The sequence below is a fragment of the Staphylococcus sp. GDY8P120P genome, from assembly GCF_017892065.1.
Taxonomy (GTDB): Bacteria; Bacillota; Bacilli; order Staphylococcales; family Staphylococcaceae; genus Staphylococcus; species Staphylococcus nepalensis.
This window is the reverse complement of the sequence record NZ_JAESKI010000012.1, coordinates 122,290-135,742: the sequence shown is the minus strand read 5'-3', so window position 1 is coordinate 135,742 and position 13,453 is coordinate 122,290. Positions and strand designations below refer to the sequence as shown.

General features: G+C 34.3%; 15 protein-coding genes and 1 pseudogene. 7 read left to right on the top strand and 9 right to left on the bottom strand.

All coding sequences use genetic code 11. The features are described from left to right. Positions 1 to 84 precede the first annotated feature (84 nt). The 4 genes and pseudogenes from uxaC (at position 85) to KA900_RS09145 (ending at position 3,942) form a co-directional block, all read left to right on the top strand. Complete coding sequence (gene uxaC, locus KA900_RS09160; RefSeq protein ID WP_281064102.1) at positions 85 to 1,497, top strand: glucuronate isomerase; 1,413 nt, start codon at positions 85 to 87, stop codon at positions 1,495 to 1,497. Between the two features lie 19 nt (positions 1,498 to 1,516). Further along, entirely contained in the window at positions 1,517 to 2,566 is a 1,050-nt protein-coding gene (gene uxuA, locus KA900_RS09155; RefSeq protein WP_119487859.1) for a mannonate dehydratase, read from the top strand. Positions 2,567 to 2,578: 12 nt separating this feature from the next. After that, positions 2,579 to 3,427 (top strand): annotated as a pseudogene (locus tag KA900_RS15000) (SDR family oxidoreductase). A 323-nt stretch (positions 3,428 to 3,750) separates the two neighbouring features. Continuing rightward, a complete protein-coding gene (locus KA900_RS09145; RefSeq protein WP_096808455.1) occupies positions 3,751 to 3,942 on the top strand; it encodes a hypothetical protein in 192 nt (63 codons plus the stop codon). Between the two features lie 214 nt (positions 3,943 to 4,156). On the opposite strand, the gene KA900_RS09140 is transcribed toward KA900_RS09145, so the two are convergent. Continuing rightward, a complete protein-coding gene (locus KA900_RS09140) occupies positions 4,157 to 4,426 on the bottom strand; it encodes a DUF1413 domain-containing protein (protein ID WP_096808456.1) in 270 nt (89 codons plus the stop codon). A gap of 197 nt (positions 4,427 to 4,623) precedes the next feature. On the opposite strand from KA900_RS09140, the gene KA900_RS09135 reads away from it, so the two are divergent. The 3 genes from KA900_RS09135 (at position 4,624) to KA900_RS09125 (ending at position 7,250) form a co-directional block, all read left to right on the top strand. Continuing rightward, a complete protein-coding gene (locus KA900_RS09135; protein WP_096808457.1) occupies positions 4,624 to 5,331 on the top strand; it encodes an SDR family oxidoreductase in 708 nt (235 codons plus the stop codon). Between the two features lie 74 nt (positions 5,332 to 5,405). Further along, on the top strand, positions 5,406 to 5,906 hold the full coding sequence (locus tag KA900_RS09130) for a GNAT family N-acetyltransferase (RefSeq protein WP_115341950.1): 501 nt from the start codon (positions 5,406 to 5,408) through the stop codon (positions 5,904 to 5,906). A gap of 429 nt (positions 5,907 to 6,335) precedes the next feature. Then, positions 6,336 to 7,250, top strand: coding sequence for an ABC transporter substrate-binding protein (locus KA900_RS09125; protein ID WP_210139463.1), 915 nt, complete (start codon positions 6,336 to 6,338; stop codon positions 7,248 to 7,250). 115 nt (positions 7,251 to 7,365) lie between these two features. Here KA900_RS09125 and hisIE read toward each other — a convergent pair whose 3' ends face one another. Genes hisIE through hisG form a run of 8 tightly spaced genes read right to left on the bottom strand, consistent with a single transcriptional unit; the run spans position 7,366 to position 13,441 of the window. Then, on the bottom strand, positions 7,366 to 7,995 hold the full coding sequence (gene hisIE / locus KA900_RS09120) for a bifunctional phosphoribosyl-AMP cyclohydrolase/phosphoribosyl-ATP diphosphatase HisIE (protein ID WP_096808460.1): 630 nt from the start codon (positions 7,993 to 7,995) through the stop codon (positions 7,366 to 7,368). Continuing rightward, positions 7,992 to 8,750 (bottom strand): imidazole glycerol phosphate synthase subunit HisF, encoded by a 759-nt coding sequence (hisF, locus tag KA900_RS09115; RefSeq protein ID WP_103373345.1) that lies wholly within the window; start codon positions 8,748 to 8,750, stop codon positions 7,992 to 7,994. Before hisF ends, hisIE begins: the two co-directional genes overlap by 4 nt. Continuing rightward, complete coding sequence (gene hisA / locus KA900_RS09110; protein WP_119488109.1) at positions 8,747 to 9,451, bottom strand: 1-(5-phosphoribosyl)-5-((5-phosphoribosylamino)methylideneamino)imidazole-4-carboxamide isomerase; 705 nt, start codon at positions 9,449 to 9,451, stop codon at positions 8,747 to 8,749. The genes hisF and hisA overlap by 4 nt, the downstream gene beginning before the upstream one ends. Continuing rightward, a complete protein-coding gene (gene hisH / locus KA900_RS09105) occupies positions 9,444 to 10,022 on the bottom strand; it encodes an imidazole glycerol phosphate synthase subunit HisH (RefSeq protein WP_096808463.1) in 579 nt (192 codons plus the stop codon). Before hisH ends, hisA begins: the two co-directional genes overlap by 8 nt. Then, entirely contained in the window at positions 10,019 to 10,597 is a 579-nt protein-coding gene (hisB, locus tag KA900_RS09100) for an imidazoleglycerol-phosphate dehydratase HisB (protein WP_096808464.1), read from the bottom strand. Before hisB ends, hisH begins: the two co-directional genes overlap by 4 nt. Then, the gene (locus KA900_RS09095; protein ID WP_119488108.1) at positions 10,566 to 11,579 is read right to left on the bottom strand and encodes a pyridoxal phosphate-dependent aminotransferase; all 1,014 of its coding nucleotides are present in this window, start codon (positions 11,577 to 11,579) and stop codon (positions 10,566 to 10,568) included. Before KA900_RS09095 ends, hisB begins: the two co-directional genes overlap by 32 nt. Continuing rightward, positions 11,566 to 12,834 (bottom strand): histidinol dehydrogenase, encoded by a 1,269-nt coding sequence (gene hisD, locus KA900_RS09090; RefSeq protein WP_369967532.1) that lies wholly within the window; start codon positions 12,832 to 12,834, stop codon positions 11,566 to 11,568. Before hisD ends, KA900_RS09095 begins: the two co-directional genes overlap by 14 nt. After that, a complete protein-coding gene (hisG, locus tag KA900_RS09085) occupies positions 12,824 to 13,441 on the bottom strand; it encodes an ATP phosphoribosyltransferase (RefSeq protein ID WP_103373342.1) in 618 nt (205 codons plus the stop codon). Before hisG ends, hisD begins: the two co-directional genes overlap by 11 nt. Between the last annotated feature and the right edge of the window lie 12 nt (positions 13,442 to 13,453).

Sequence of the window (13,453 nt, the reverse complement as noted above, 5' to 3'; positions counted from 1 at the left end):
CGTCTCTTTTCATATAAAAAACTCCTCCGTTTAAATTCTTTTTATACGAATTCAACGAAAGTGTTTTTATTTTATTCCCACAAATTGTGGTCAGTTAAATTTATCACTGAAACATTTATGTTGCACAATGAGACAGCAAAATCATTGTATCAAAATTATGCTAAAGATATGCCTATTTATGATTACCATTGTCATTTAGATCCTAAGCAAATTAGCGATAACAGACACTTCGATAATATTACAGAATTATGGTTAGGTGGAGACCATTATAAATGGAGAGCCATGAGAGCTCAAGGCATTAATGAATACTATATTACAGGCGATGCACACCCCAGAGAAAAGTTTAGAAAATGGGCACAAACGTTAGAAAATGCTGTAGCGAACCCATTATACCATTGGTCTCATTTAGAACTTGCAATGTATTTTAATGTACATGAAGTTTTAAACGAAGCAAATGCTGACCGTATTTATGATGAAGTGAACCAATATTTAAAAGAAAACCACGTGACGACACAAACATTAATTACACAGTCTAATGTACGATTAATTTGTACAACGGATAATCCTACAGATGATTTAGCGTACCATGATGAAATCAAAGCTCAAACAAAATTTAAGACAACAGTATTACCTGCCTTTAGACCAGATGTTGCTTTTAAAATAGGTGAAAAAGCATTTGTCACATTTATTGACACATTGAGCGCATTGACACAACCCATTCGTGATGTTTCAACATTTATAGATGCATTGGAGCAAAGGATAGTATATTTTCATAGTAAAGGCGGACGACTAGCAGATCATGGACTGAATACATTAGAATATCAACCTTACACTGAACAGGAAATTCAAGACATATTTAAAAAAAGTCAAGTAGGGGAAATTGTAACATCGTACGAAAATGCCCAATTCCAAACCTTTTTATTAAACGAATTAAGTAAATTTTACGCCGAAAGAGAATGGGTTATGCAGATACATTTTGGCGCAATACGAAATAATAATAGTCAAGGTTTTGAAGAAATAGGTCCAGACGCTGGATTTGATTCCATTCGTGATCAACAAAACTTAGCATTCAATTTAAATCATTTGCTCAATATGATGGCATCCGAAGGTCATTTACCTAAAACAATACTTTATAATTTGAACCCAATGTTTAATGACATTATAGGTTCAACAATTGCAAATTTCCAAAACGAACCAGGCATCCAAAGTAAGATACAACACGGTGCAGGATGGTGGTTTAATGATACAAAACGCGGCATGTTAAATCAGATGACTTCACTCGCCGATCAAGGGTTATTAATGCACTTTGTTGGCATGTTAACAGATTCAAGAAGCTTTATTTCATATTCGAGACATGATTATTTCCGTAGAATCTTATGTACATTTATAGGGAATTTAGTAGAAATTGGTGAAATTCCAAATGATCCAATGTTACTCAAAAAATTAATAGAAAATATTTGTTACAACAATGCATATTATTATTTTAAATTAATTTGAAAAGGAGCTGCTATTTGTTATGAAAATGACGTTTAGATGGTACGGGAAAGATGATCCAATCAGTTTAGAGTATATTAAGCAAATTCCAGGTGTGAGAGGTATTGTTAGTGCGATTTACGATATTCCAGTAGGTGATGTATGGCCATTTGAAAAAATAAGCGCTTTGAAAAAAGAAATTGAATCAGCAGACTTAGAACTTTCAGTGATAGAAAGTGTACCAGTACATGAAGATATTAAATTAGGTAAACCGACTAGAGACCAATATATTGAAAATTATTGTCAAACCCTACGTAACCTAGGAAAAGCCGGTATCAAAGTAGTTTGCTACAATTTTATGCCTGTCTTTGACTGGACACGATCTCAATTAGATTATCGGTTAGAAGATGGTTCTACAGCACTGATATATAATGAATATGACATTGCTAAAATGGACCCACTAAAAGGAGAATTATCATTGCCTGGTTGGGATTCAAGTTATTCTAAAGAAGATTTGGCGTCTCTTTTTGAGGCGTATAAAGTGATAGATGAAGAAAAATTATGGGAACATTTAGCATATTTTATAAATAAAGTAATCCCAGTAGCAGAAGAAGAAGACATATTAATGGCCATTCATCCAGATGACCCACCTTGGAATATATTTGGCTTACCAAGAATTATAACGAGTAAGGCAAATCTAGAACGTTTTATTCAATTACATCCTTCAAAACATAATGGTTTAACGATGTGTTCCGGATCGCTAGGTTCAGATAAGAAAAATGATTTTCCAGATATGCTAACCTATTTTGGTAAAAAAGGGCGCGTACATTTCGTTCACGCGCGTAATGTGAAATTAGTTGGAGATAAATCATTCCAAGAGTCTGCACACTTATCTGAAGAGGGATCAATCGATATGTATAAAGTTATTAAAGCATTACATGATTTTGAGTATGAAGGGCCCATTCGGCCTGACCATGGACGCATGATTTGGGGAGAAATAGGCAAGCCTGGATATGGTTTATATGATCGCGCTCTAGGTGCAACATATTTAAATGGTTTATATGAAGCAATACAAAAAAGCAATCAAGTATAAGGAGGCTGTTACATGCTACCATTTAAAGTAGACTTAACGTATAAAACAGTTGTGATAACAAGTGGCGCCGACGTTATCGGAAGTAAATGATCAAAATCCTTAGCAAAATGTGGTGCTAATGTCGCAATCATTAATCATTGGTATGAATCAAGAAAAAGGTGAAGCAGTAGCCAAACGCATTGAAGGTATGGGAGGTAAAGCAATATTCATTGTTGCTAATGTTATAGACAAAAAAGCAGTAGAAAAAGCTAAGACAATCGTCCACAATACATTTGGCAAGATAGATATTTTGATTAATGGCGCTGGGGAGAACCACCCCTAGGTACCACAGACGATGAGCGATACGATGTCAACAGTCAAAAAGATTTGAAAACATTTTTTGATTTAGATGAACAATCTCTAGGTTTCATCTTCGATTTAAATTTTATAGGTACATTTATTCCATCACAAGTGTTTGCACAAGATATGATAGATAAAGAAGGCCCAGTGATGATTAACATTTCATCTTTGAACGCGTTTAGCCCTTTAACTAAAATACCGGCATACAGTGGTGCTAAAACTGCAGTAAGTAATTTCACCCAATGGCTAAGTGTTTATTTCTCACAAACGAATATAAGCGTTAATGCGATTGCACCTGGATTTTTATTAACAGATCAAAATAAATCACTACACTTAAATAAAGATGGAACTTATACAGAGCGTTCTCAAAAAATATTGAACGCAACACCTATGAAAAGGTTTGGGCAACCTGATGAATTGATAGGCGCATTATTATTTTTAATAAGTAAGCCAGCCTCTAGTTTTGTTAATGGTGTTGTCTTACCCGTAGATGGCGAATTTAATGCATATTCAGGCGTCTAAATAAACTTTAGAATGTAAAAGATAGAACTTGTATATAAATTGTATAAGTGCGAACTGAGCATAACCGCAGATGCGTTCAAAAAATGATAAAGCATAAATCATTTTTTATGAACACCTATGAAAGACCTAACAAAAGTATTTTTAGCATTAAGGAAATTAAGATTGTCAATCTGAATGGTCGCTAAAAAAAGAGAAAAAGATGAAAAGTGATAAATTTGTGAAATGAATCACAAAAACCTTTTAATTCTTAATATTATAGATTATGATAAGAGTGTAGAAGATACCAATGCTTAACGAAAGAAAAAATACGGAGTGATTATTAAATGAGAAAAGTAATTGAAGAAGTCATTTTTTCAAATGAAAGCAGTTATGAAATTTACACTCGTACGGGTGTGAACCAAGGTATTATCAATGATATTAAAGATGGATACAGAAGTATTGATTATATAGCTTATATTGATGCAGAAAAAATATACAACTATGGTTTAGAAAAAAAGCTACTAGTCAATAATTAATATGCTGTATTCATCTAGCAGTATTGAAGTTGAATACACGTATCTTTCATCGTATGATTTGTATTCAACTTCATGCATATTTTTCTCCCTAGTATCATCTTTCATGATTTATTTAGAGCCCTTAAAAAATAGAAAAGCCTATGTTACTGTTCATTTAGTAATGTAGGCTTTTCTTGTATTATATGTCGTTTAAGTTCATGTAACGTTTTTAATGTTAAACATAAGCTTTAAAGTTATGTTTGATTTCATTATAGTCATAAACAGCATTATACATACGCATTCGAATGTGATCTTCTGAAGCGTATGGAATGCGTAACTTATCACTTTCGTTTACAAACTTGCGGAATTCACGTTCTAATTGTTGTCGTTTAGTTAATGATAGTTTAAGCCAATCTTCTTTAACAAATAATTGTTCAAAGCGGAAACTAAAACTGGTTCTATCAATGGATTGTCTTAATTGTGTGATGCTGTCTTCAAAGTCCATAATAACCCCTCCTTAACGATATGATGAAATAATGATTAAGATATGTATTATATACCCACTTTATAATTAATTATGAAATATAGCAAGTGCTTCTTAATAAGATGAATTTTTGTTTTGTAAGCGGTTATCCATGGTAGAATACATGTGAATAGGGTAATTTAGTAATATAAATAATAATGAAATGAAAGGAAGATTAAATGGTTGAAATAGAAAATAAAGTTGCAATCGTTACTGGCGCAAGCAGTGGTATAGGTGCTAGTATAGCAGAGGAATTAGCTAATAAGGGTGTACAAGTATTATTATCTGGACGTAACGAAACACGACTTAAAGATGTTGCTGATCATATTCGTTCTAAGGAGAATGCTACACATATTGACTTATTAACAGTCGACGTAACACAACAAAACGATGTAGCACGTTTAGTTCAGTATGCAAAGGATAAGTTTGGTCATGTAGATATCTTGGTTAATAGCGCAGGACAAATGCTTTCTTCCGCTATTTCTGAAGGTGATGTAACCGCGTGGGATTCAATGATTGATGTAAACGTAAAAGGCACCTTATATGGTATTAATGCAGTCTTGCCAACTTTCTTACAACAATCCAGTGGACATATTATTAATATTGCTTCTATTTCTGGTTTTGAAGTCACGAAATCGAGTACAATTTACAGTGCTACAAAAGTAGCTGTACATACGATTACGCAAGGATTAGAAAAGGAATTAGCTAAAACAGGCGTTCGCGTTACGAGCATATCTCCTGGCATGGTGGATACACCTTTAAGCGGAGATACAGATTGGGGAGGACGTAAGAAATTAGACCCTCAAAACATTGCAGAAGCAGTAGTTTATGCATTACAACAACCAAGCCATGTGAATGTAAATGAAATAACAGTTAGGCCAGTTTAAGCTATTTTTCTGATGCCTTTGGGTATCATTCGGCAAATTAGACATGTATATCGTCCACGGAAAGTAGGAAGACAATGAATTTTAGGTATCTTAATAGCAATGATGTAGAAGCATATCGTTCACTTCGTTTGAAATCACTTCAAACGGATCCTAGAGGGTTTGCATCAACGTATCAACGAGAAATTAATTTCCCCATTGAAAATTTTAAAAAAAGGTTAGTTTGTACTTCTACCCATTTTACGATAGGTGCGTTTGATGGCGGAAAATTGGTTTGTTTTGCAACTTTTTATAGCGAAACCTTAAATAAAATTAAGCATAAAGGTAATTTAGTCGGGGTTTACTGTGACCCAAATTATAGAAAGTTAGGCATCACGCAACAATTAATTCAAAAAATAATTGATGTTGTGACTGAACAAGGTTTAATTAAAACGATAAACTTATCAGTACTTTCGGAAAATAACGCTGCTATTTCATTGTATAAAAAATTAGGTTTTAGCAAATATGGTGTAGAACCTAAAGCGCTATACGATGGTACTATTTATTACGATGAAGATTTAATGATATTGGAACTGTAGTTTAAAGTGATTTACTTTTAATAAGAGATAAAAAACATAATAATAGATGAAATTAAACTAGGCTAGGACATTAATTAAATGTCTTAGCCTGAATTTTTGTTATGCTGTAAATGCCTAATTTGAAATATGTATATGAGATATAGCCTCTTTACTAGACAGTAGTATAATAATGCAATTACATGCCTACGCTTATTGTATTGCGGTAATATATTATATAGCTGTACATTATAGTGAATTGGTGAAAGATTTTTATTTCAGTGATTTATGTTAAGTATCATAATATGAAAAGTTAATTTACTAAATAACGTCTATATAATAAACATGAAATTATTACATAACTATTATTTTAAAAATAATAATAATTAAGTTGATATTGATAATCGTTTTCAATTATAATGAAAGTAATATATTATGAAAGAGGTCATTATTTTGAAAAGAATTTTAATTACAATGTTATGTTTAATATTATTTTTAGCAGCATGCGGCAACGGGGATGATTCAAGTAAGTCCAATTCTAAAGAGGACAAAGGTACAAAATCCTATACTACGGATGATGGTAGTAAAGTTAAAATACCAAAAAACCCTAAAAGGGTATTAGTATTAACTGCCAATTATGGCAATTTTAAAAAATTAGGTGTTAAACCTATTGCGATAACGAGTGTTTTTCCTGATTCTAAATATTTAAATATGGATAAAATTAAAAAGATTGACCCAGAGGACGTTGAAGCGGCAGCCAAATTGAAACCAGATTTAATCATTACATATAAAGAAAATAAAAATAATAAAAAGTTATCGAAAATAGCACCAACTGTGCCACTTAAAGTTCAAAATATGGATTACAAAGATACACATATCGAAATAGGGAAGTTAGTCAATCAAGAAGCAAAAGCTAAAAAACAAGCCGACAAGCTTTCGAAAAAATTAGCGGAAGATGGTAAAGCAATCCAATCACATATCGGTGAAGATAAAACATTTTCAATTATGGATATCCAAGCTAAAGATATTTACCAATTCGGTCCCAGGTTTGGGCGGGGTAGTGAAGCAATATACGAAGGGTTTGGCTTAAAAGAAGATCCTGAAGCTAAAGAAGTGATGCCAAAAGAAAAATACATGAAAGTGCCAAAAGAAAAATTCAATGAATACTCAGGTGATTATTTATTAGTACCAACTGAAGATGGCCAAAAACCGAATAATAACTTTGTAAACTCTGATATATGGCATAACAATAAAGCTGTAAAAAATGATAATGTCATTTTTTATCCAATGGACGAAGCTATTTATGCAGACTTGATTTCTGTCGAAAAACAAGCAGAATTATTTAAAAAAGAACTTATGAAGCCATAATGATTATTTAAAAACTTGTATTTATATCGATAAAATAAAGCAGGAGTGATTGCGTGAAATTCACAAAATCACTCCTGCTTTTATGTTCAATAAAGATATATTCAAAGTAATTGAATTACCAATCTTTAATATCTGAACGTTCTCCTTTAAAGTTATTTGGTACTTGATGCCGTTGTGCAAGCACCGCTTCAACATCTTTAAATTCTATATTTAAAGCATGTAATAGTACGAAAAGGTGGTACATTAAATCAGCAGTTTCGTTTGTCACTTCTTGGTGATCAGATTTCATCGCACCGATGACAACTTCAAATGCTTCTTCACCAAATTTTTTAGTTATTTTTTCCAAACCTTCGTTTAACAAATATTGCGTATACGAATTTTCTTTATGAGATGCTGCGCTATCGCTCACGGCATCTTCTAATTGTTGTATATAAAACGGTACATCAGTATTGAAACAGCTTTGACTACCAGTATGACAAGTGGGGCCATTTGGTATTACATCAATTAGTAAAGTGTCTTGATCACAGTCTAAATGAATATCTTGCACAACTTGTGTATGGCCAGATGCTTCACCTTTAGTCCATAAGCGCTCTTTAGAACGAGAATAAAAACAAACTAATCCATGAGTGACTGTTTTGTTATAAGCTGCTTCATTCATATATCCAAGCATCAGTACTTGTTTCGTATTGACATCTTGTAATATTGCGGGTATAAGCCCTTTACTAAAATCTGGTTGTTGAGTCATCTAATTGGGATACCTCCTTGTGCCATTGTTTGTTTGATTTCATCTACCGTTGTTTCTTTATCATGTAGTATACTAGCAGCTAGTCCTGCTGATACATTAGTTTGTTTAAACAAGTCAACAAAATGTTTTGGTGTTCCACCGCCGCCTGAAGCAATAATGGGGATATTAACAAGTTGCTCAATTTCATGTAAGTGTTTGACATCAAAGCCTTGTTTCATACCATCATGCGTCATACTGGTAATTAAAAGCTCTCCAGCACCTAGTGACTCGACTTCTTGAACCCAATCATACACACGTTTGTCTGTACGTTTTTTTCCACCATGCGTATAACAAAAATAATCATTTAACTCACTGTCAAAGTTACTATCAATTGCTATACATATACATTGGCTACCAAATTTTTCACTAACTTGCTTAATAAAGTTAGGGTGATTTAATGCACTCGAGTTGAGAGAGACTTTATCAGCACCATGGTTTAACAATTGAGAAATGTCATCGATTGTGGATATACCGCCACCGACAGTCAACGGGATGAAAAGTTTTTCAGCAGTTTCTTCAATTACATCTAGCATGAGCCCGTGTCCGGCTTCCGTACGAGATATGTCTAAAAAGACTAACTCATCCGCGCCTTGCTCATTGTAATAAAGTGCGTAATCAACAGGATTACCAATATCGCGTAAGCCTTTAAATTGTATGCCTTTGACAACACGCCCATCTTTAACATCTAAACAGGGTATAATTCTTTTTTTAATCATGATAACCCCTCCCAAAAATCAGCGTTATGCGCGGCCTTACCAACGATTGCAGCATAGACACCAGCATTTTCTAATTGTGTTAAATCTTGTTGATGACGAATACCACCAGAAGCGATAACAGGTTTTTGAGTTGCTTTTACGAGTTGAGCAGTTATTTCAAAATTGGGCCCGGATAAGCGGCCGTCTTTAGAAATATCGGTATAAATGATACCGCCTAAGGGCAGCGACTCAATTTGTTTAACTAAATCAAATAAATCCAATTGTGCATCTTGTTCCCAACCATTTATTTTCACTTCACGATGATAAGCGTCTACCGAAAGATACAGTTGGTTTGGATATTCATGAGCCATTTCAGTTAACCAATCCATATCTTGAATGCCTTTAGTCCCTATAATACAATAGTCAATGCCATCATCTAGGTAGGCATCTATAGTTTCATGACTACGGATTCCACCACCGACTTCCATAGGTTTATTTGTTAAGGTTCTTAGGTGTTTAATGTAGTTTTTTTCAATTGAGGTTTGTTGCTTTGCGCCGATTAAATCAACGATGTGAATACGATTGACACAGTTAAATTGATTGTAAAAAGTAATGCTTTCTTCAGCGCTACGTGTCATTCTTTCTTCTGAATCATATTTTCCTTCTGTTAGCCTTACACTTGTTGCATTGATTAAATCAATTGCTGGCCAAATTTTAATCATTTAAGAAACCGCCTTTCAAAGCTTGGTTAAGTATAGCCAAACCACCTTCGCCACTTTTTTCTGGATGGAATTGGATGCCGATATAATTTTTATATTGGACGACTGCCGGAATTAATGCGCCATAATCTGCATAAGCAATCACGTGTTCAGACATTTCAGCTTGGTATGAGTGTACAAAATAGACGTCTTGTGTTAAAAGGTTACGGTTGCTAATTAAATTATTCCAACCCAAATGGGGTACTGGATAAGCTGTATGGATAGGTATAATATTTCCTGGGAAAAGTTGTAACCCGTTCACATGACCTTCATCACTATGCTCAAATAGCAGCTGCATACCTAGACAAATACCGATAATAGGCTTGTCTGTTATAGATTGTAAAATAGTTTTCAAACCACGATATTCAATAGCTTGCATAGCATCTTTAAAGTGACCTACGCCAGGCAAGATAATGATATCTGCTGCTATAATAGTTTCTTTTTTATCCGTTAATTTCGTTTCATAGCCTAAATGTGTTATCGCACGTTGTATATTTTTAATATTACCTAAACCGTAGTCAATAATGGCAATCATTCAATCACGCCCTTAGAAGAGGGTGTAACCTTAATATCGATTGGTGTTAATGCATCTTTTAACGCACGCGCAAATGATTTAAAAATGCTTTCGATTTCATGATGCGTGTTACCACCACGTAGCAAATCAATGTGTGTTGTTAGACGTGAATTGATTACTAATGCTCTGAAAAATTCTTCTACAAGTTCAGTATCAAATGTGCCTACCTTCTCTTTGCTCAATTGCGCGTTAAAAGACAAGTAAGGCCGACCGCTAATATCTATTACTGTACGCGCTAGTGTTTCATCCATTGGTAAATAGCTTACACCATAGCGTTGAAAGTATTTTCGTTCTTTAACTAGTTCTAATAATAATTGGCCAAGTACAATACCGATATCTTCTGTAACATGATGGTCATCTACTTGTGTATCACCATTTGCTTCTATTTTGATAGATAATTGACTGTGAAATGTAAAGAGTGTCAACATATGATCTAAAAATCCAACACCTGTATTAATATGGCTTTCACGGTGGTCATCAGCAAGAGAAATCGTTAATTGGGTTTCAGCTGTATTGCGTGTTTTGTTGACTATCATAGTTTGACCTCCAATTTTTAATAAGCGTATATAATTCATCTAATTGTTCATCTGTTGCAATAGAATAGCGTACATAATCAGCCATTTCTGGTTCGTCATATAATCTCGGTAAGTAACCATGCGCTTTAATATATCTACCCAAACTTTGTGCAGTTGCGCCTTTAGTTAAGACAAAATTAGTTGCAGAAGGATAGACAACCATTACATCTGATACTAATTCATTAAACATTGCTTTAAGTTTATGTGCGAGTTGTCTTTGATGTTTTACAAAATCACGTATCATTGCTTGATGTTCAAACATGTAAATTGCAATATGAAGTGTGATGGTATTTAAGGGATAAGGGTGTTCGATTCTTTGAATGAGTTGAATTGTGTCTGTTGTACCAATTAACACACCTAGACGCAACCCAGCAATTCCGAATGCTTTAGAGAGCGTGCGCATTTGAATGATATGAGGTTGCATCTTGATGTCATAAGGCTCACCAAAATCTAAGTAAGCTTCATCGATAATAAAATACCCGCCCACAGCATGCATCTTGTCAGCAATAGCTGTTAAAAAAGTTGTGCTATATTGCACACCTGATGGATTATGTGGGTTACTCATAATAAAGAATGACGGTTGTACTTCCTCAATACGATTAAGAATATCTTCGAGAGCAAAAGTTAAATCTGGATTTGACGATACAAATTCAATAGGGCGCGCAACCTGTTGTGCGTATGCTTGGTACATAAAAAAATCAGGGTTCAATGTTAACGCTGGGCCTTCTGGCATGATTAACATCAATTTTTGAATTAGTTCGTCAGATCCATTACCAGCGATGACTTGATCCGGTAATATTTGATGGTACTCAGCGTAAGCTTGTTTAAAGCGTTCATATTCATCATCGGGGTAAAGATTAAATGCCGCCTGTCGAATAATTGTTGCAAGCTGTTCATTAGATAATGGTTTGAGTGGGCTTTCATTTTTGTTAATTCTGATCATTGTGCGTCTCCTTTGCTGTTCGTGTTTCAATTGATTGTTCGTGGTTATATAAGTGCTCAACGTTCGCTAACCTACGTGCTGATTGTTCGATATCATTAAATGTCTGTTGGGATAAATCTATGACAGAATGACGTGTTAAGAAATCATTTACAGATAATCCATTTGTAAAACGTGCCGTTTGATTCGTAGGCAGCACGTGACTTGGACCAGCAACATAGTCGCCAATCACTTCAGGAGAATAATGACCTAAGAAAAGTGCGCCTACATATTTCACATGATTTAAATAATTGTATGGTTGTTTAGTTTGAATAGAAGCGTGTTCTGGAGCAATTTGATTCATCAAATCGCATGCTTCTGCGAAATCGTCTACTGCAATTAAAAAATGGTTATGTGCCAAACTTGCTGCAACGATGGGTTGACGTTCAATTTGTGATAGGGCTTGTTGAATTTTATCTTCTAATTGGTGTAATAATACTTCATCTTCACTGATAACAAATGTTCTAGCCAATTCATCATGCTCTGCTTGCGCAAAAACATCATAAGTGATGGCATCTAAATCAGCTGTATGATCAATGATTAGCGCAATCTCACTTGGGCCAGCAATTTGATCTATACCGACTTGACCAAATAAATACTTTTTAGCGTAAGCAACATATTGATTTCCAGGGCCGACAATTTTATCTACCTTGGGAATAGTTTCTGTGCCATAAGCAAGCGCAGCAATACTTTGAGCACCTCCTACTTGATAAACTTGATCAACCCCAGCAATATAACATGAAGCAAGTACAACATCAGGTAAGCCTTCGGGTTGTGGTGGCGTTACGACTACGATATTGCTCACGCCGGCAACTTTTGCAAGCGTTACAGTCATTAATACGGTAGAAGGATAGCTGGCTTTCCCACCTGGAACGTAGACACCAACCCGTTCTAAAGGATGATATAACTCATAACATTCAGAAGATGTTTGTTGATGATCATATTTAATTGAGGTTTGATACGCTTTGATTCTTGCGTGGCTATGTTCAAGTGCTTCACGTAGTGATGCATCAATACGGTTATAGGCTATTTTTAAGTTATCTTTTGGAATTTCTAATTGGGGCGTATCTACATGATCTAATTGTTGATTATAATGTTTTAATGCTTCATCGCCTTGTTGCTTAACGTTGTCACAAATGGACTTAACAATGGGATATAAATCTTCATTTAATGATGATTGATTTAAATAGTTATTTAAAAATGTTGATTTATTTGTAATCAATGAGAGACACCTCCAATATTTTAATTAAATCATCGATTTCAGATGATTTTTTAAAGTATGATGCTTTATTTGTAATCAATTTTGCATTAACATTTTTAATCTGATCTTTTTCGACTAAACCATTTGATTTTAAAGTGGTGCCTGTTTGAACGATATCAACTATACCATCTACCATATCGACTAAACATGCTAATTCGATTGAACCAGATAGCTTAACAAGTTCTACATCTAGACCCTGTGCTTCAAAATACTGACGTGTCGTTTGTGTAAATGAAGTCGCAACTTTATTAAATGTATGTGTCTCTGGTTTAGCCGCTAGTGCGAAATGACACTCACCAAACGGTAAATCAAGCAAATTATTAATAACATAATTGCCTTCCTCTAATATATCGCTTCCGACAATACCGATATCTGCTACACCCTGTTCTACATAAATCGGTACATCACTACCTTTTACTAAAATGAATTGTATTTCATTTACAGTTATTAATAATTGGCGTTCTCTTTGTTCCAGTGCACGCGCGATGTTTGGTTCTTCAACCTCATTTAAATACTTAATAAAACTTTTAAGTAGTCTCCCTTTTGCTAATGCGACAGTAAGCATGACATTCTCTCC